This is a genomic window from Streptomyces sp. NBC_01537, from assembly GCF_045040445.1.
Lineage (GTDB): Bacteria > Actinomycetota > Actinomycetes > Streptomycetales > Streptomycetaceae > Actinacidiphila.
In genome coordinates this window covers 9,767,613-9,784,666 of the sequence record NZ_CP109392.1, presented here as the reverse complement: position 1 = coordinate 9,784,666, position 17,054 = coordinate 9,767,613, and the positions used below count along the sequence as shown (strand labels likewise).

The following is a 17,054-nucleotide window of genomic DNA, read 5'->3' as shown; positions in this document are numbered from 1 at the left end:
GAGAGTGGTGGCGATCCAGCACGGGGAACAGGCCGAATGCCCGATCTGCGGGCGCTGTTGGACGGTGGGAGTCGAGCGGTCCCGGTCGGCAAGGTACTGCTCGCCGCGGTGCCGGGTGAGCGCCTGCCGGGAACGGCAGACGTCACGGAACAGCGTTACGGAAACGCCGGAGCCGAGCGCTGGCTGAGCCTCCCGGGGCGCTCCCGTTGTGCGGGATGATCCCGGTATGCGCGATCAGGAGGGGTTGTTCGAGGTCGAGCCGGCCGAGGGCAAACAGCCGCCACGTCGTGCGGCGGCGGTGGACAAGCGATTCAGGTCGTTCGACCCGCACCAGGTCCTGCTGCTGCCGCCGTCGCTGGACGACTGGCTGCCCCAGGACCATCTGGCCCGCTTCGTCGCCGAGCTGGTCGACGACGTGCTGGACCTCGGACCGGTCCTGGCCGACTACACGGAGAAGCGGGGCTACCCGCCCTACGACCCGCGGCTGATGGTGCGGCTGCTGATCTACGGCACACCACCGGCGTCCGCTCGTCCCGGGCGATCGAGCGCAAGTGCGTGGACGATGTCGCATTCCGGTTCCTGACCGCCGGCCAGGAACCGGACTACCGCTCGATCGCCCGGTTCCGCCGCCGCCACCTGGACGCTATCGCCGACCTGTTCACCCAGTCCCTGCACCTCGCGCAGAAGCTGGGCATGGTCAAGATGGGCCGCGTCGCCCTGGACGGCACCAAGCTCGAAGCCAATGCCTCCAAGCACAAGGCGATGAGCTACGGCCGCCTGGTCACCAAAGAAGAGCGCGTCGAAGCCGAGATCGCCGACCTGGAGGCCAAGACCCGGGCTCTGCTGGCCGACGCCGAGGCCACCGATGCAGCCGAGGACCAGGCATTCGGCCTCGACGGCAAAGACGTGGACCTCCCCGCCGAACACGACCGCCGCGAGAAGCGCCTGGCCAGGATGCAGGCCGCTCGCGCCCAGATCGAGGCCGAGGCCGCCGGCAAGGCCCGCCGCCACGCGCAGGACACCGAACGCCGCCGCCAAGAACGGGCCGGTACCAGCGACGAGCAGGCCGTCACCGACGTCGGCGAGAAGGCCGCCGCCAAGGCCAGGCCCAAGCCGAAGGCCCAGGCCAACTTCACCGACCCCGACTCGCGGATCATGAAGAACAGCGACGGCGCCTACATCCAGGCCTACAACGCCCAGGCCGTCGTCGACGAGGCCCACCAGGTGATCACCGCAGCCGACGTGACCTGCAATCCCTCCGACACGCTGAACTACACCGCGATGCTCGACCAGTCCGCGGCCAACACTGGCGCCCACCCCGAGCAGGCCCTCGTCGACGCCGGATACTGCTCCGAGGCCAACCTGGAAGCCGCCAAGGACCGGCAATTGGCCTGCGGCACCGACACGTTCATGGCCACCGGCCGACTCGCCCACGACGAGCAGGTCCCGCCCGCACCTCGCGGACGCATCCCCAAGGACGCCACGCTGAAAGAGCGCATGGCACGCAAACTGCGGACCAAGCCCGGCCGCAAGGCCTACAGCCGCCGCAAGGCCATCATCGAACCCGTCTTCGGCCAGATCATGACCTGCCAGAACGGACGCCAGCTCCACCTACGCGGTGAAGACGGCGCCCGAGGCGAGTGGCGCCTGCTGGCCGCCTGCCACAACCTCCGCAAGATCTTCCGGCACGTCGGAAGCGCCGGCATCACCGCAGCGATTGCATCACCAGGCGACCGCAGTGAAGCGCCGACCCGACCACCGGCCGGTTGCCCGTTACTGACCCACGCTCCTAGTTCAGAGCTGCCGGCGGTGGGCTCTGTCGGAGTGGTGACTACACGGCCCCCGACTGGGACCGCCAAATGGCATGCTCCAGTCCGCCTCTGTCGTGCCCGAGAAGCGCGGCGGCTTCCTCGTACACCGCGCGCAGTTGCTCATAGGGGAGAACCGGAACGCCAGCATCTGCAGCGAAGGTGCGCAGATGTACGTCGACGGCGATCTGCGAACGGCCGACAAGGTTACCGATGTAGTCGATGCTCTTCGGGCCTACGCCCTTCACTGTGCGCAGAGCGGCGCGATTGGCCTGCTGGTCGAGCCAGGCGTGGAGACCGTCGTAAGTGTCAACCCCGTTGGCAGCCAGGAGGTCGGTGATGGCGTGAGCCGTCGCGACCTTCTGGGCGTGATTGAACTTCATGGCGACGGCGAGGTCTTCCGTGGCGAGCCGGCTCTGGAACCCGCGAACTGTGTTCGCATCCGGCCAGTTCGTTTGCAGCCGGAGAAGCCGCGGCCGGAGGGTCGCCTCGTAGTTACACCGCGGCTGGAAGCTGACATCGCAGATGACAGCACCCATGTGAGTCCACCCGCCGGGCTGCGGAAACGGGCCACCGCCCAGAAGGTGCTGAATGTGGTCGGCGAGCCGCTGGGCAAGGCTGGGTACGGTCACGGCCCCATGATGAAGCCCTGGTCTGACAACCTGGGCGCAAAGCGCGAAGTTCTCGAACGGTTGGGCGGGGACGGCGGCGCTGCTGATTGGGAAATACATGAGCGTCCACAGCCGCGGCCAGATGACTCGCGTCTTCGTGTCCGTCGTCGCCGTCACTGTCGAGCACCCCGACAGAATCTGCCAGGACGCCCACGTCGGACACCGCTGGATCGACACCATCAGCATCTCGGGCGCCCTCAACAGCAACGACGACATGCTCCGTATCTACTACGCCGTCAACACCTGGCCGTCACCGATCACCAGGGGCCGCCGAACCCAAGGTCTGGCCGGCGGCTCCTTAAGCATGTTCACCGCCTGACAGAGCACCGAATAGTGCAGGCTCGGAACACTGCCTCTTCACCAGTCGCGCTCGCCGAAGTGCGCGGCCGGTTCACCGCCGAACCGTCGCCGGTTGTCTTCACCGCCCCTGCCGACGCGTGCGCGCGCATCGAGGGCCAGGACTACAGCAATTCCGCGTCAGGTCTGAGTGTGTTGCTCGACGCGCCCCGAATGAGCCGCCGCCTCGCCAGTGAAACCACACCAACATGCGAACCGGCATCCATGGATGAGACAGCGCATAGAGGGCGAATCAACCATTTAGCAGGCGCGCAGGTGGGAACGCCCGTGGGACGGGCAGGCGGGCGCTGCAGCCTGGTTACGAGTCGAGGTGATTCAGCCCGGAGTTGCCGACTTTGCGCTTGCTGTGTCGGTCGGCTGGCCGGTGGGGCGGGTTACGAGGTAGAGCGCCGAGGTGGCCATCAGGACCGCCATCACCGCGAGCAGCAAGCGATAGTCCACCAGTGCGATCAGAGCGGCTCCGGCGGCGATGGCAGTGGTCTGCGGTACTGCTATCAGCACGTTCAGCGCGGCGTCGGTTCGGCCCATCAGCGTGGAAGGTGTGCGTCGTTGGAAGAGGGTCGTGATCCCGGCGATGATCCAGGGCAGGCTGGCGCCGATGAGTACCGTGCCGGGCGCGACGACGATCAAGGAGGGGGCGGCGCTCAGGAGGAGGCCTGTGGCGGCGCAGGCCAGGCCGAGCGCCACGGTCCGTCCTTCCCCCGCACGTCGCATGAGCGCCGCGGCTGCCGCCCCCGCCGCTACCGCACCTGCGCCTTGCAGTGAGCTGAGGACGCCGAGGAAGGCCGGTGGGCGGTGGAGTCCGGCGTCGACGACGGCGAACATGGCTGACTCGGAGAATCCGAAGGCAACGATGGCGATCACGCTGGCGACGGTGATCTGGCGCAGGGCGGCGGTCGTGGCGATATGGCGAAAGCCGGCGCCGATTTCGGCGATCGCTTCCTGCTCCAACGGCTGCGGGCGATCCTCCCGCTGTCGGATCAGCGCGATCAGGAGCGCCGCGAGGGCGAAGGTCGCGGCGTCGCCCAGCACCAACGGGCCCAGGCCGAAGGCGGTCAGCACTCCCGCGCCCAGGAGCGGCGCGATCAGGCGCAGGCCCTGCAGCAGGGTCTGCAGGAGACCGTTGGCGTCACCCAACTGGTCCTGTGGGATCAGAGTCTGGGTCAGAGCGGTCATGGCTGAGCCGGTGACGCCGCTGGCCATCCCATAGAGGGTCATGACGGTATAGCAGATCCAGACATCGCTGCGGTCGTGTACCTGGAGCAGCGGCAGGACCAGCACCGTGGAGGCCAGGTTCAGGGCGATCAGCAGCGGCTGGCGGCGCATCCGGTCTACCAGGGGACCGCCCAAGGGTGCGGCCAGGGTGCCGAGGATGAAGGCGAAGAAGGTGAGGCCGGCGGCGGAGTTGCTGCCGGTGAGTTCCTTGACCCGGATGCCGAGTGCGATCCATAAGGCGTTGCTCCCCGCCATGTCGATCAGCCTGGCGAGGAGGAGCAAGACGGTGTCGCGGCGGGTGAGCAGGGCGCGCAAGGGTCAGTCCTCCAACGGGCGCAGGGCGTCGGCCGGGAAGGTGAACTGGATGAGCTCCATCGGGATGGCGCCCTCGGGGCGCAGCGCCGGATCTTCGAGGCGCTCGCGGTAGCGGAAGAGGAGGCCGGTCATCTCCTCCTGGAAGGTCTCGGCTTCCTCGGGAGTGAGGTAGAAGATCGACTCGGCCGCACCGGTGATCTTGTTCCAGTGCTCGGGGAAGGCGGAACGGACGGCGCTGATCTTGCGGATCCGATCCAGCCAGATATCCCAGAGCACGGTGCTCAGCGCAGTGGCGGCGATGGTGGTTTCGGGGTCGCCTGAGGGGTCGATTTCATCGATGCTGAAGCCGATGTGGGCGCGCCGCCAGGGGCGACTGCGGCCGGTGCCGCCTCCGGCTTCCTCGACGAAGCCGTACTTGGCCAGCGTGCGCAGATGGAAGGCGCAGTTGGTCGGGGACTCCCCCACCATCTGCGCGGCTTCGGTCGCTGTCAGCGGTTCGCGTCGGCCCAGGGCTTCGAGCAGGGCGAGGCGTGTGGGGTGCGCGACAGCCCGCATGGCCTTCGGGTCGGTGAGCTTGCGGTGCTCACGCGGAGCAGCACCATCGGGTTCGAAAGACATGTTTCGAGACTGTACTCTCGAAACATGTCTTTCGAAAGAATTGTGGGGATGCTTACCGCCGCCCGGGCAAGAGTCGACACGACCAACCGACCATTAAGTGCCTGTTCCTGAGCCGGTCATGACAGTGCAGTGACTGCAACTTCTCGTCATCGATGTTCACGTACAGTGCTCAGGCAGCTGGTGGACACTCGCGTACATGACGGAAACGAGGCCGGCATTCCGATGCACGTAGCGGTCGAGCGTCCCGGCATGTCGGAAGACGCGCGTTTGGCCGCCTACAGCGCTGTCTCCACGTCCCTCAACCTGCGAAGTGATCGCCAGCTGGGCGAGCTTGTGGACGCTGCCGTGACGCTTGGCTCCGGTATCGGCGGGAGGTCCGCGCTGCTGGAGGTCGGTGGGAAGCCGGTCTTCGTGAAGCGGGTGCCGCTCACGGATATGGAGCTTCTTCCGGAGCATGTACGGTCCACGGCCAACCTGTTCGGGCTTCCCACCTTCTGCCAGTACGGCGTTGGTGGGCCAGGGCCGGTCGCGCCCAGTTTCGGGGCGCGGCGGGAGCTCGCCGTCCACACCATGACGACGAACTGGGTTCTTGGAGGGCAGTACCAAGGGTTTCCGTTGATGTACCACTGGCGGGTGCTGCCAGACACGTCCGCGCTTTCCGGGGAACTCCCGGACGTGGAGCAGGCCGTGGACTATTGGGGAGGCGGTCCGAAGGTACGCCGTCGTATCGAGGCCCTTCAGCAGTCCTCTGCGAGCCTGGCGCTCTTCCTGGAGTACATCCCTCAGACGCTCCACGAGTGGTTCGTTGAGCAGGTACAGGCTGACGATGAGTCCGCCGACCGGGCCTGCTCCCTGGTGGAAGGCGAGCTGGAGGCCGGCACGTCCTTCATGAACGCTCGCGGGCTGCTGCACTTCGACGCCCATTTTCAGAACATCCTGACCGACGGCCGACGCCTTTACTTCGCCGACTACGGCCTCGCTCTCTCCTCCCAATTCGATCTGTCACCGTCCGAGACCAGCTTCTTCGAGCTGCACAGGACCTACGATCGCTGCTACACGCGCAGCTGGCTGGTGAACTGGCTGATCACGCATCTCTACGGCTACGAGTACGAGCGGGAAGAACGCTACGCACTCATTCGGGCATGTGCGGAAGGGGAGGACCCGCTGGGCGGTCCACAAGAGGCCAGGGCGATCCTCTCCCGCCATGCACCGCTCGCCGCAGTGATGACGGACTTCTACGGCAAGGTCCAGAGTGAGAGCAGGCAGACCCCGTACCCGTTGGAGGCGCTCCGCCGGGCCCTCGATGCGGACAGGTCGCGTCGCAGCTGAGTGCCTGTTCTGATCCCGGGCCTCCTGTCGTAGGAGGCCGGAGACACAATGAGTCCGTGAGCGAGCATGGTGGGGATGCAGGCGTGGTCTGGCGGGTGCACCCAAGTTTGGTGCTGTATGCGGGGGTGTTCTGGGCGCTGATCGTGCTGGCGGCGCTGGGCGCTTGGTTGGCTTGGCTAGTGTCCCCGGGCGGTGCGCGGGCGGTCCATGCGGATGTGGTGACAGTTATCGCCTCGGTGGTTTCCCTGGCCTGGTGGTGTTTGCTGATTCGACCGCGGGTGGAACTACGTCACGACCTAGTCGTGATCGTGAATCCGCTGGCGACCTATGAGCTGCGCCGGGAGGACATCGTCGCGGTGACTGACGGGCTGCATGGGGCGCAGTTCCACCGCAGAGACGGTTTCAAGACCACCGCTGTCGCTCTGGGTGACAAGTCTGCTGGTATCAAGCGCGGGCGCCTCGCCGAGGTACGGAAGGCACTCGCGCTGTGATTCCTGTGGCGTCGACGTCTAGCCAGGGCAGTTCCACCGACGTACTGCGGGGGCTTCCCCGCACCTCGCGAAAGAAAGCGTAGGACGGGTCGTCGGCGAACATGTCCATCGAACGGGACGCCCGCTCCATCGCCGCCACACTGGTCAGAAAATCGAGCGGGTCCTCGAACCACGGAATGACCTCCGCTATCGTGACCATGCCTGGATGGCGCCACCGGCCCTGGGCGAGTAGGGACGTCAGCTGCACTGGCAGGGCCAGTCCACGGACCGTCAAGTGCTCCATAGCGGACAGCGTGGCACAGCAATGACTGCTCTCGATCGCTGCCCGGCGTTCGATGTGGTGGCCGACTTCAGAGGACGGTATGTAACTCTTCGTCCGGTTCACCGTTGTGTGTGGATGAAGCGCAGTGATCAGTGGTTTGGGGCGTGGCCGATACCGGGTGCCGAGCGACGGAACTCAGTGGGCGGGAACCGGCTCGGACGACGGCTGCCACTCCCGCCTGATCAGCCCGTAGACCCACGAGTCGGAGACCTCGCCGTTGACGACGCAGTCTTCCCGCAACATCCCTTCACGCACGAAGCCGAGCTTCTCCAGCACGCGGGCACAAGCCACGTTGCGCGTATCGGTCTCAGCTTGGACGCGATTTAGGTCCAGCGTCTCGAATGCCCACCGCAGCAGAGCGCGCGCGGCCTCGGTCGCGTAGCCGCGGCCCCACGCTGCATCGTCGAAGCAATAGCCGAGCGACGCGCTGCGGTAGTCCGGATTCCACCTGTTCAGGCTGCACCAGCCGATGAACGCCCCGTCGGAGACACGATCCACGGCCAGCCGCGCCCCGGCGCCCTCCTGTGCCATCTGCCGGCAAGCCGTGATGAACTTCTCGGCGCGCACGCGTTCGCTCCACGGTGGCGCGTCCCAGTAGCGCAGCACGTAGGCGCTGCTGTGCAGCGCGAAGAGGCCGTCCGCATCCGCGTCTTCGAAGGCACGCAGTCGAAGGCGAGCAGTGTGCAACGAGGGGGCGGGCAGCGACGTCCTCACGTTCTCTCCCTGATCGGTGAGCGATCAATCAGACATCCGATGCGGGTCACTCGCAACGGGTTTTCTCGGCGGGCCGGCACAACGACGTGTCCGCTCATCGGCGCGACCGAGCACCCCCAGAGGGCGGCATCTGAGGTGATGCCCGGTTTGGCCTTTCGGTTGGGCTGAGCAGGCTGGTTGCAGTCCGCCGGAGGGGCTACGGCCGTGGCAGGGTGAACAGCCCCTGCTCGGTCTCGGCCAGGATCCCCCGCTCGGCGAGCCGCTTGAGCTTCAGACGGACGTTGTTGATGTTGCTGGGAGCGATCTCCAAGTCCATCGCCTCCCACACCGCCCGCGCCCGCAGTGGGGCATCGGCCGCGGCGAACACCGGCTCCCTGGAGCCGGTCGCGTTCGGCGCGGAGGGCCTTGATCTCTCGCCGGGCGATTTCAAGCTCGGTGGGCAGGCCAAGCAGGGAGGGCGGGCTTCCCGTCACAGATGTTGGCGATCGTTCGGGCATGATCTGTCAGTGTGAATTGGCCCCGCCCGGGCGTCGTGGGTGTCTTGGACACTGCGTTGCTCAGGACGCGGGTGCGCTGACGATGAGGTGGGAGAAGCGTGTGATCGTCTGGGTGAACGGTGCGTTCGGCAGCGGGAAGAGCACGCTGGTGGATGAACTGCGTTCGCGTTGGCCCGAGGCTCTGGTCTATGACCCGGAGATGGTCGGGTTTGTGCTGAGCGAGATCGTCGAGGTGCCGACCGACGATTTCCAGGATCTGCGATTGTGGCGGCGCCAGGTCGCGGACCTGGCCGTGGGTCTGGTCGAGGAGTATCAACGCCCCGTCCTGGTCCCCATGACGCTGGTCAATCCCGGGTATGTCGGCGAGATCTTCGGTGCGCTGAAGGACGCGGGCATCGTCGCCCACCATTTCTTCCTCAAAGTCTCGCCGGAGGTCTTGGTGAAGCGGATCGACGCACGGAGCTTCACACCCGACGATCCCGCCAAGGATGCGCAGGTCCGGCAGTGGTGCAAAGACCGGATCGAGCCGTGCACGGCCGCGGCGGACACCTTGCCCGGCGACACCGTGTTCCTGGACGGCGAGCTGCCCCCGCAGGAACTGGCCGACAGCGTGCTGGCCCACGTCAGCCCCAGCCCGAACGGGTAATCCGCCCGGCGCGCGAGACGGCTGGCCGTTTCTGCAGGTCAACCGCTTCCCTGCTGGGTTTTGGAGTGGGCGAGGCGGTAGGAGTCTGTGCCGGTCCCGATGGTGTTGCCGCCGAAGGTCAGCCGGTCAACGATGGCCGCGTCGGCACCCGTCCAGGCCCGGGGCACGTGGACCTCGCGCAAGGTGTCGATCAGGTCGGGGAAGTCGCCGTACCGGCGGGCCTGCGCCAACCGGGAAGAGGCCTGCTGTAGACCGACGGCATGTGCGGGATCAGGCTCTCGGAGACGAGCCCGTACATCACCTGCCGGAGGGTGACCTCGCCCTCGTGCTCCCGCACGATCCCCCGGGCCCGGTCCACGATGCCTGGCCCAGCGCATCCTGCCGCCGTCCATGCGGCCCGCAGGGTTCGGCTCCACAGACCTGTGGCCAACGGAGGTGACGCACCTCCATCGGCAGACGGGGCAGTGGTACTGCACATTCGTCCCGTACTCGATGTGTTCCCCGGGGCCAGTCGGCACTCTACTATCCAGCTATGCCCCTCAACACGGCTGAACCGTCGACTTCGCACGGCGGAGACGGAGACCCCTTCCTCATCGCCATGATGTGTCTGGTCCTCGCCATAAGCATGATGCTGATCGTACGGCCGCAGCTCCTCTGGGGATTGAACAGACGATTCCATAACCTCAGCAAGCGCAGGCCCCCCCTCCCGCCGAACCCTGTGAGCTACACGCCGTTCCGGATCATCGGGGCGGTGCAGCTGGTCGCTGTTGCGACACCACTTGTCATGTCCCTTCGGTCCTAGAAACCCACGTCCTGCTGCCTCACCAACACGCACAGGGCAACCGAGGGGCATCGTGCCGGCGCCGACCTGCTTCTTCTCTTTCCGTGTCTGTTTGTCGATTCGGCCGTCCAGTGCAAGCGCTGTGCGCACGGATCGCGCGCTGACATGCCGCGGAGTGCTCCAGCGTCGTTCGGCGTCTCCGATGATCTACGAGATCGTGTGATGAGCGGCTTCGGGGTGATGGTGGATGAGCCAGTCGAGCATCCTGGCCACGGCCGGGGTGATCCCGAAGAAGGAGGTCTCGGCGCGGACGTCTCCGTCCCGTTCCCGGCCGATCGCGAACTCGTCCAGGAAGGCATGCCGGACGTCGGCAGCCACGTCATAGGGATCGACGATGTTCTTGGTGTTCACGGCCACCGTCCAGGCGAGCTCATCGGCGGCTTCGTGAACAGCCGGCTCGGTGCGGTGTCGCAGGGCCCAGCGCTTGCGCCGATCGGGACGCTCCCACAGCAGCACACCGAGGAAGATTCGGGTGAAGAGCCGGCGGATTTCGGAAGCGCCCGCGGGCAGGGAGCCATCGTCTGCCGATGCGATGGCAGCCGCGGCGCATTCGGGAGAGCGGCGGCGCTGTTCGGCCCAGTCATCGGCTACGGACCGCGCCCAAAGACTGCGGGTACGGGCCCAAGACATCGGTTTCACCCCTCGGCGGGAAACCGACGATCGCCGTCCTGGAGGACGACCCCAGCCTGCCCTGGCCCGGCCCCGATGACGGCGAACCCCTGCAGCTCGGCGATCTGCCGGTCGGCCGATGCGGCATGCTCCTCGGCGACGCTCGGGCGCGGGACGGCTTGACCGGCCCGGACAGCCAGTGCGCCAACGGCCTCGCGGACGCCACCTACTGGGGCAAGCACACCAGACACCATCCATGCGCAGTTCGGCGGTGACCGCATCCCCCAGCACCCCGGCGGACACGGGCCGCACGGATGGCTCGGCCTCCCCCTGGCCGAGGCCGAAGCGGTCGCCGAACGGCTCCGGACCCGGACCCGAGAAGGGCCCGGCAACGGGCTGATGGTCTGCGTCGACACCCACACCGACTTCCACCGATTCAACCGAGCCCGCGGGTGTCATCGGCCTCGGCGGCCGCCCAGTGCTCGGTCTCGGCTGGGACCCCGGGGACCACTCCATACGCCACCGCGGAGAGCGGGCATACGGGCAGGTCTACCCCGCCACCCTCGAATCCCGCGCAGGCGAAGCGGTACTGCGCTGGAGCATCCCGCCGTACGACCCCGACCTGTGAACCGCACCCCGGGGTGATGTGACCCGGCGCCGTCCGGACCACGGCGACCTGCCGGCTGAAACGACCCAGCAGCCCCGGTCCCTCAGCCGTGGATCGGGAAGGACGCCTGGAACGCCAGGCGCTCGTCGGCCGCGTCGCCGATGCCGGCGAGAACCCCGTCGAGCGCGATGAACTCCTCCCATGCTGCCCGGCCCGTCGCTTCGGCCAGCCGAGCCACCACGAGATCCTCCAGGTCGGGAACACGCTTGTTCTTCCAGATCTTGTCGGCGAGGCTGACCAGCAGGTCGTCCAGGCCAACCCGCTCGTCCATCCATGACGCGTGAGTCGCGGCGAAGCGCGCCAGCTCCGGGCTGATGCCGTGGCCGAGCAGAAGAGCCTGCCCGGCCTCCTCGTGCGCCGCTCCGGGCCCGGCGAGCTCGGCGAGGTGCACCGTCTTCCCCACGTCGTGCGTGGCCGCCCCGAAGAGCACCGCCTCACGGTCGAAGATCACAGCGGGGTAGTACCGTTCCACCCACTCGACCAGCTGGTACGCCACGTCATGGACGGCGCGCAGGTGGGCCGCCAGCCGCGGCGGACTACCCAGCTCTGACAGAAGCTCTGCGACACGAGCCGGCAGAGGGAGCAGGGGCGGGTTGACGGTGCCGCTCATGGCCCTCGACAAGAGGGCGTTGCTCATCACCGCGTCAGGGTACTGACGTCGGCCCCCCTTGTGTCCGCAACTGACTGTCCTGAGCCTCGCGTCCGACAAGGAGATCGTCGCCGCTGTTGCCCCAGCTGCGGGCCGAGACCGATGCCGTCAAGCAACCAGGCGACGGAACGGACCAACGCTGGTCGCAGATCGACTACCTGATCTTGGAAGGGCACAGGATCCAAGCCCTGCAGAGGATTCGCGACGAGTTCGGCGGCGGCATTCACGATGTGCTCGATCTGCTGAAGCGGCTGCAGCCGGCACCGTTCAGGATTCGCCTCAATGGGCGAGACGCAGCGACACCCTGATCTATGAGTCTTCGCCATCTTCGAACATGCAGGTCGGAGGCTCTGGCGTGGCGCTCGCTCGGGATACTCATGCTGATCTCGGGCGGGAGTCTACGGTCTTGATCATCCGTCATGTCATCGGTCGAGGCTGTCACATTTGGGTCATTGAACCCAGCCCAGCCAGCCGGGTTGTTAATGTCAAACAGCCGCTCGCAGCGGCGCGGCCCGAAGGGCACATCAGCCCCCAGCGTCATCTCCCGGTGCGGTACGCTCTCGCGGCCCACGGCCCGCGACGGCGTCCGCGAGGGTCGCAGCCAGGTCTCCGTTGTATGTAGTGTGCGGAAATGACAAGAAGCGAGCGAATCGCGGACCAGCTGGACCGGCACTGGCACAAGAACCTGCGGCCGCGGCTGCACGGTCTTGCCGATGCGGAGTACTTCTGGGAGCCGGTGCGTGGCTGCTGGAGCGTCCGCCCACGTGGCACGTCGGCCGCACCGATGTCGGAAGGTTCGGGGGAATGGACGATGGACTACGCGTCCCCTGACCAGGTGCCGGTGCCGGCGCCGGTGACCACGATTGCCTGGCGGCTGGCGCACATCATCGTCTCCTGCCTGGGCTATCGGGTCGGATGGCACTTCGGCGGCCAGGACGTCGACGCCCAGACATTCGCCTACGCGGGGACCGCCGACGAGGCGCTGAAACAGCTCGATGAGATGTATGGGAGATGGAACGCGGGGGTCCGCGAGCTCTCGGACGCTGACCTGGAGAATCCGCCCACGGTGGGTCCCGAGCGGTTTCCCATGGAGGGCATCGTCCTGCACGTCAACAGGGAGCTGATCCATCACGGCGCCGAGATTTCCCTGCTGCGCGACCTCTACCGCTGGCAGGACGGAGCCGTACCGCGCCGAATATGACTTTCCGGTAACCGGCGATCGAGCTTCGGAAACCTCGCCCGCCACCTCGGACTGGACCGCAAGACCGTGCGCCGCTACCGCGACACCAGCTTCGACGTCCTGCTCGCATCCGCCCGCGACCGCAGGAACGTACCTCTCGACCGGTTCAAGCCGTATCTACAGGCCGAGTTCGCCGTCGGCAACACCGTTGCCACCGAGCTGTACCAGCGGATCCGCGAACGTGGCTTCCGCGGCGGACACTCAACGCTCTCCCGCTACATGGGGACCCTGCGTGACGGCACAGCCGTCCCGGCCCCCGCGCCGATCCCGGCTCCCCGCAAGATCACCGGGATCATGCGGCCACGGGAGAACCTCCCACCGCGCGAAGCCGACGCGCTGGAGCACGTCCGCCTGGCCTGCCCGGACATCACCAACGCCTGCGACCTGGCCCGCGCCTTCACCGACCTGGTCCGCCGCCGCGGCCACCTGCTGGGTGAGTGGATCCGGCAGACCGAACGCTGCGACCTGAGGCCGATCCGCTCCTTCGCCAGCTTCCTCCGCCAGGACATCGACGCCGTCACCGCCGGACTCACCCTGTCCTACAGCTCCGGCGTCGTCGAGGGCCACGTCTGCAGAATCAAGCTCCTCAAACGGAGCCTGTACGGCCGCGCATCCTTCGCACTCCTCCGAGCGCGGATTCTCACCCCACCGTGATGCCGACCCACGTGCCGAACTCAGCTTGGGTAGCTGCGAGGGGATTCGTTGCGCAGCCTCCAGATCTCCTTCCACTGCCGGGCATGGCTGGCCGCCAACAGCGGGTCGCGAGCGTCGGCCTGCCGCACCGCGAGACTGACCCCGCATTCCCTGCACAGCTGATGGATCCGGTAGGCGCCGTCGTGCCAGACGCTGGTGTTGTCCCAGTTCCCGCATACGCGGCACATCAACGAAGGAGCTTCATCGAGCGGGACCGACGAACGGAGCACCCGCTCGACGACCACTGGCAGCGGCTCGTCGGGATGCATCGTCGGCTCGGGACAGTAGGCAATGTTCCCCCACCCACGCTGCCAGCCTCGCCAGGACTCGTCTGCTCTCACCTGCCGAAAGCCACGCGCTTTGTCCGTTCGGCGACTGTTGGCATAGGCACGCTCGTCAGCGAGCCAGAGCTGTCGGGCGTGGTGCAACTCCTCGACGGCGCCTATCAGCGAGCTCGGATCCTTCTCCAGATTCTTGGGAATCCCCGCGCTGAGGCAGAGGTGGTGATAGGTGGCTCGGAAGCCGTAAGGCGCGAAGTGGACAAGGCAAGACCGCAAATTCGTATGCCGAGCGCGCGCGGGCAGGCCCACGTCGTAGACCCGTCTCTGGTGCGTGCTGAAGCTGCTCATCCCAGGACGCTACGGCCTTCCAAGCCCAGATCGCACTTCACTTTGACACCCCGATGTTTCGCTCCGGCCGTGTTCTTCACGCAAGTGCTGACAGAACCAGATTCAAAGAGCGCCATCAGGCTTGGTCGTGTTGGGGTGGCGGGGTGTGTGAACGCAGGCCGTACCGGAACGACTTGTCCGACGAGCGGTGGGCTCTCATCGAGCCGATGGTCACGGCGTGGAAGGCCGCGCACCTCTCGGTGAGCGGCCACGAGAGCAAGTTCGCGATGCGGGAGATCGTGAACGCGATCCTGTATCAGAGCCGGACCGGCTGCCAGTGGGACTTCCTCCCCAACGACCTGCCGCCCCGCAGCGCGGTGTACTACTACTCCCAGGTAGGCCCGGTGGGCTCGGGACGAATACTCCTAATACGCCTCCGGCGGCGTCGCCTTGACGAACGGGATCGCGTAGACCTTCGGGTAGGACCACCACTGGCCCTTGCTGGCCTTGACCGTGCCGATGATCGCGAAGATCAGGCCGACGAGTGCGTACAGGGCCGTCAGGCCCAGCAGCACGAACGCGATGATGGGGAGAGCCATCGGCCCGCCGCCCTCGTCGTGATAGATCAGGCCGCCGATGCCGCCGGCGTAGAAGACGATGAGCAGCACGGCGGCGATCGTCTGGGTGATGGCGTAGTTGAGGGCCTGAGCCGCGTGGTGGCGGATGTACGGGTCCTGTTTGTTCTGCTCGTTGGAGCGGATCACCACCGGGGCGATCCAGCTGAGCAGGAAGCCGATGCAGCACACACTGCTGCCGACGAACAGAGTCAGCAGCGCGCCGAGGTGTGCCCACATCGCGGGCTGCGTCGGCGGCTTGGGCGGCGGCGGATAGACGTAACCCGGGTAGCCCGGATAGCCGGGGTTACCCGGATAGCCGTGAGGGCCCGGGTAACCCGCAGGGGCCGGGTAACCCGCAGGGGCCGGGTAACCCGCAGGGGCCGCGAACCCGGGCTGGCCCGCGTAGGGCGGGGGCGGCGGGGCCGCGGGCGGTATGGCGTCGCCGGGCTGCCCGGGTTGCTCGGCTTGCGCGGTCTGTTCGGGCTGTTCGGGCTGTGCGGGCTGTGCGGGCTTGCCGAGGTCGGTCACAGGGGTCCCCCAGGTCAGCGGATGATCCCGGATCGTACGTCACGGAACAGGAGGGCCGACGCCACACCCCCTATCAGGCCGAAGAGACGGCCCTGCCAGGAGACACCCCGGGCGATCGGCAGCACGCCCCACAGGATGGATCCGTAGACGACGGCGACGAGCAGGCCGACGGCTATGTCGAGCAGGCGGCGGTCTGCGAAGCCCGGACCAGCAGGTAGCCGAAGAGGCCGGAGGCGACGCCGGAGGCGCCCGCCGTGTTGGTGTGGGCCAGCGCGACGAGCCAGACGCCCAAGCCGCTGGCCTCTTCTTGGGCAAAGATGGCTACACGAAACCCCTAGTACTCAAGTCGCAGATTGTTATGCGCCCTGGTCTTGGGGCTGTCTGCCGCTGGCGGAAACTCAGGTGGCCTCAGCGCACCCTCTGGGTAGAGTCGGGCGGTGCCCGAGATGAAACGGCTGCATGCTGGCCATGCCCCGGCGGTCCTGGCCTTCGAGCTGGCGAACCGCGCCTACTTCGCTGCCTCGATCTCCGACCGCGGCGACGAGTTCTACGACCAGTTCACCGACCGCCACAGCGCCTTGCTGGCTGAGCAAGAGGCCGGCATCTGCGCCTTCTACGTGCTCGTCGCCGAGGATGGCTCGGTTCTGGGCCGGTTCAACCTTTACGACTTCGAAGACGGCACTGCCGAACTCGGCTACCGGGTTGCGCAGCACGTCGCCGGCCGCGGCGTGGCGACCGCGACCGTCCGCGAGCTGTGCCGGCTGGCGGCGGCGCGGCACGGGCTGCGCACACTGCGGGCGGCCACCTCCCGCGAGAATGTCGCGTCTCAGAAGGTGCTGACCAAGGCCGGGTTCGTCCCGGTTGGCCCGGCTGACCCGGCCGACATCGGCGGTAAGCCGGGCACCTGGTATCAGCGTGACCTAGAAGTCCAGCCGTAGAGCGTGATCTTGCTGGTGCACTGGCCGCGGGAAGGCTGCGGCCACCGCTGATCACCGGTGTGTGAAGACTAACGATCGTGCGGTGGCCGCAGGTCACGACGTAGTCCCTGCCCGCTGGCAGGAGGCGCTCGAGGTCCTGGTGGGCCGGATGGCGGGCCGGTTCGCGCGGGTGGAGCCCCGGCGCCGCGTACGGGACTGGGTGCTGGGGCTGCTGTCGGACCTGCCACGCAAGAACTGCTGGTCGATCGCCGAGTGGGCCGGGGAGACGAGTCCGGACGGCATGCAGCACCTGCCCGGCCGGGCCGTGTGGGATGCCAACCGCGTGCGTGATGACGTGCGCGAGTACGTGCTGGAGCATCTGGGCGACGAGGACGCAGTGCTGGTGGTCGACGAGACCGGGGACGTGAAGAAAGGCACGCACACCGTCGGTGTCCAGCGCCAGTACACCGGCACCGCCAGAAGGATCGAAAACGCGCAGGTCGCCTTCTACCTCGTCTACGCAGGCCGCCGCGGGCACGCGGCGGTGGACCGTGAGCTGTACATTCCGCGCTCCTGGACGTGCGACCCGGACCGCTGCCGGGCCACGGGCCTGGCCGAGGACGCCTCTTGGCTACCAAACCGGAGTTGGCCGCCCGCATGATCGGCCGGTTCCTGGACGCCGGGCTGCCCCAGCCGGGCCAG

The 17,054-nt window shown here is 67.2% G+C and carries 18 protein-coding genes and 5 pseudogenes; 12 read left to right on the top strand and 11 right to left on the bottom strand.

Annotated elements, in window-relative coordinates:
- Positions 1–244 precede the first annotated feature (244 nt).
- Together OG607_RS44980 and OG607_RS44975 are read left to right on the top strand one after the other, a co-directional pair.
- Positions 245–1,722 (top strand): annotated as a pseudogene (locus OG607_RS44980) (IS1182 family transposase); the annotation flags it as partial.
- A gap of 815 nt (positions 1,723–2,537) precedes the next feature.
- Positions 2,538–2,798 carry a hypothetical protein gene (locus OG607_RS44975; RefSeq protein WP_405736413.1) on the top strand — a complete coding sequence of 87 codons (261 nt, stop codon included), beginning with the start codon at positions 2,538–2,540 and terminating at the stop codon, positions 2,796–2,798.
- Between the two features lie 353 nt (positions 2,799–3,151).
- Here the strand turns inward: OG607_RS44975 and OG607_RS44970 are convergent, their stop codons facing one another.
- Positions 3,152–4,366: an MFS transporter gene (locus tag OG607_RS44970; RefSeq protein WP_405736411.1), complete on the bottom strand. Its 1,215-nt coding sequence runs from the start codon at positions 4,364–4,366 to the stop codon at positions 3,152–3,154.
- A 3-nt stretch (positions 4,367–4,369) separates the two neighbouring features.
- The gene (locus OG607_RS44965; protein WP_405736409.1) at positions 4,370–4,984 is read right to left on the bottom strand and encodes a winged helix-turn-helix domain-containing protein; all 615 of its coding nucleotides are present in this window, start codon (positions 4,982–4,984) and stop codon (positions 4,370–4,372) included.
- A gap of 249 nt (positions 4,985–5,233) precedes the next feature.
- Here OG607_RS44965 and OG607_RS44960 point away from each other — a divergent pair, with 249 nt between their 5' ends.
- Both OG607_RS44960 and OG607_RS44955 read left to right on the top strand, forming a co-directional pair.
- A complete protein-coding gene (locus OG607_RS44960; protein WP_405737484.1) occupies positions 5,234–6,313 on the top strand; it encodes a protein kinase family protein in 1,080 nt (359 codons plus the stop codon).
- A 56-nt stretch (positions 6,314–6,369) separates the two neighbouring features.
- A complete protein-coding gene (locus tag OG607_RS44955) occupies positions 6,370–6,804 on the top strand; it encodes a hypothetical protein (protein WP_405736407.1) in 435 nt (144 codons plus the stop codon).
- Between the two features lie 457 nt (positions 6,805–7,261).
- On the opposite strand, the gene OG607_RS44950 is transcribed toward OG607_RS44955, so the two are convergent.
- Entirely contained in the window at positions 7,262–7,840 is a 579-nt protein-coding gene (locus OG607_RS44950; protein WP_405736404.1) for a GNAT family N-acetyltransferase, read from the bottom strand.
- A 196-nt stretch (positions 7,841–8,036) separates the two neighbouring features.
- Positions 8,037–8,270 (bottom strand): hypothetical protein, encoded by a 234-nt coding sequence (locus tag OG607_RS44945; protein WP_405736402.1) that lies wholly within the window; start codon positions 8,268–8,270, stop codon positions 8,037–8,039.
- 167 nt (positions 8,271–8,437) lie between these two features.
- On the opposite strand from OG607_RS44945, the gene OG607_RS44940 reads away from it, so the two are divergent.
- Entirely contained in the window at positions 8,438–8,983 is a 546-nt protein-coding gene (locus OG607_RS44940) for an AAA family ATPase (RefSeq protein WP_405736399.1), read from the top strand.
- A gap of 38 nt (positions 8,984–9,021) precedes the next feature.
- On the opposite strand, the pseudogene OG607_RS44935 reads toward OG607_RS44940, so the two are convergent.
- The 3 genes and pseudogenes from OG607_RS44935 to OG607_RS44925 form a co-directional block, all read right to left on the bottom strand.
- Positions 9,022–9,123 (bottom strand): annotated as a pseudogene (locus tag OG607_RS44935) (AAA family ATPase); the annotation flags it as partial.
- An 848-nt stretch (positions 9,124–9,971) separates the two neighbouring features.
- Positions 9,972–10,454: a hypothetical protein gene (locus OG607_RS44930; RefSeq protein WP_405736396.1), complete on the bottom strand. Its 483-nt coding sequence runs from the start codon at positions 10,452–10,454 to the stop codon at positions 9,972–9,974.
- Between the two features lie 5 nt (positions 10,455–10,459).
- The gene (locus OG607_RS44925) at positions 10,460–10,675 is read right to left on the bottom strand and encodes a hypothetical protein (protein WP_405736393.1); all 216 of its coding nucleotides are present in this window, start codon (positions 10,673–10,675) and stop codon (positions 10,460–10,462) included.
- A 236-nt stretch (positions 10,676–10,911) separates the two neighbouring features.
- Here OG607_RS44925 and OG607_RS44920 point away from each other — a divergent pair, with 236 nt between their 5' ends.
- On the top strand, positions 10,912–11,061 hold the full coding sequence (locus OG607_RS44920; protein WP_405736391.1) for a hypothetical protein: 150 nt from the start codon (positions 10,912–10,914) through the stop codon (positions 11,059–11,061).
- A gap of 82 nt (positions 11,062–11,143) precedes the next feature.
- Here the strand turns inward: OG607_RS44920 and OG607_RS44915 are convergent, their stop codons facing one another.
- Positions 11,144–11,737, bottom strand: coding sequence for an HD domain-containing protein (locus OG607_RS44915; RefSeq protein ID WP_405736388.1), 594 nt, complete (start codon positions 11,735–11,737; stop codon positions 11,144–11,146).
- Between the two features lie 89 nt (positions 11,738–11,826).
- Between OG607_RS44915 and OG607_RS44910 the strand changes: the two genes are divergently transcribed.
- The 3 genes from OG607_RS44910 (at position 11,827) to OG607_RS44900 (ending at position 13,643) form a co-directional block, all read left to right on the top strand.
- Positions 11,827–12,057 carry a hypothetical protein gene (locus tag OG607_RS44910; protein ID WP_405736385.1) on the top strand — a complete coding sequence of 77 codons (231 nt, stop codon included), beginning with the start codon at positions 11,827–11,829 and terminating at the stop codon, positions 12,055–12,057.
- Positions 12,058–12,380: 323 nt separating this feature from the next.
- On the top strand, positions 12,381–12,950 hold the full coding sequence (locus tag OG607_RS44905) for a DinB family protein (RefSeq protein WP_405736383.1): 570 nt from the start codon (positions 12,381–12,383) through the stop codon (positions 12,948–12,950).
- A 66-nt stretch (positions 12,951–13,016) separates the two neighbouring features.
- Entirely contained in the window at positions 13,017–13,643 is a 627-nt protein-coding gene (locus OG607_RS44900; protein ID WP_405736380.1) for a transposase, read from the top strand.
- A 20-nt stretch (positions 13,644–13,663) separates the two neighbouring features.
- Here the strand turns inward: OG607_RS44900 and OG607_RS44895 are convergent, their stop codons facing one another.
- The gene (locus OG607_RS44895) at positions 13,664–14,311 is read right to left on the bottom strand and encodes a hypothetical protein (RefSeq protein WP_405736377.1); all 648 of its coding nucleotides are present in this window, start codon (positions 14,309–14,311) and stop codon (positions 13,664–13,666) included.
- Positions 14,312–14,364: 53 nt separating this feature from the next.
- Between OG607_RS44895 and OG607_RS44890 the strand changes: the two are divergent.
- Positions 14,365–14,667 (top strand): annotated as a pseudogene (locus OG607_RS44890) (transposase); the annotation flags it as partial.
- Between the two features lie 48 nt (positions 14,668–14,715).
- On the opposite strand, the gene OG607_RS44885 reads toward OG607_RS44890, so the two are convergent.
- Positions 14,716–15,435 (bottom strand): DUF4870 domain-containing protein, encoded by a 720-nt coding sequence (locus OG607_RS44885; RefSeq protein ID WP_405736374.1) that lies wholly within the window; start codon positions 15,433–15,435, stop codon positions 14,716–14,718.
- 14 nt (positions 15,436–15,449) lie between these two features.
- A pseudogene (locus tag OG607_RS44880) lies at positions 15,450–15,733 on the bottom strand (rhomboid family intramembrane serine protease); the annotation flags it as partial.
- Between the two features lie 139 nt (positions 15,734–15,872).
- On the opposite strand from OG607_RS44880, the gene OG607_RS44875 reads away from it, so the two are divergent.
- Both OG607_RS44875 and OG607_RS44870 read left to right on the top strand, forming a co-directional pair.
- The gene (locus OG607_RS44875) at positions 15,873–16,373 is read left to right on the top strand and encodes a GNAT family N-acetyltransferase (protein ID WP_405736371.1); all 501 of its coding nucleotides are present in this window, start codon (positions 15,873–15,875) and stop codon (positions 16,371–16,373) included.
- Positions 16,374–16,512: 139 nt separating this feature from the next.
- A pseudogene (locus OG607_RS44870) lies at positions 16,513–17,036 on the top strand (IS701 family transposase); the annotation flags it as partial.
- Between the last annotated feature and the right edge of the window lie 18 nt (positions 17,037–17,054).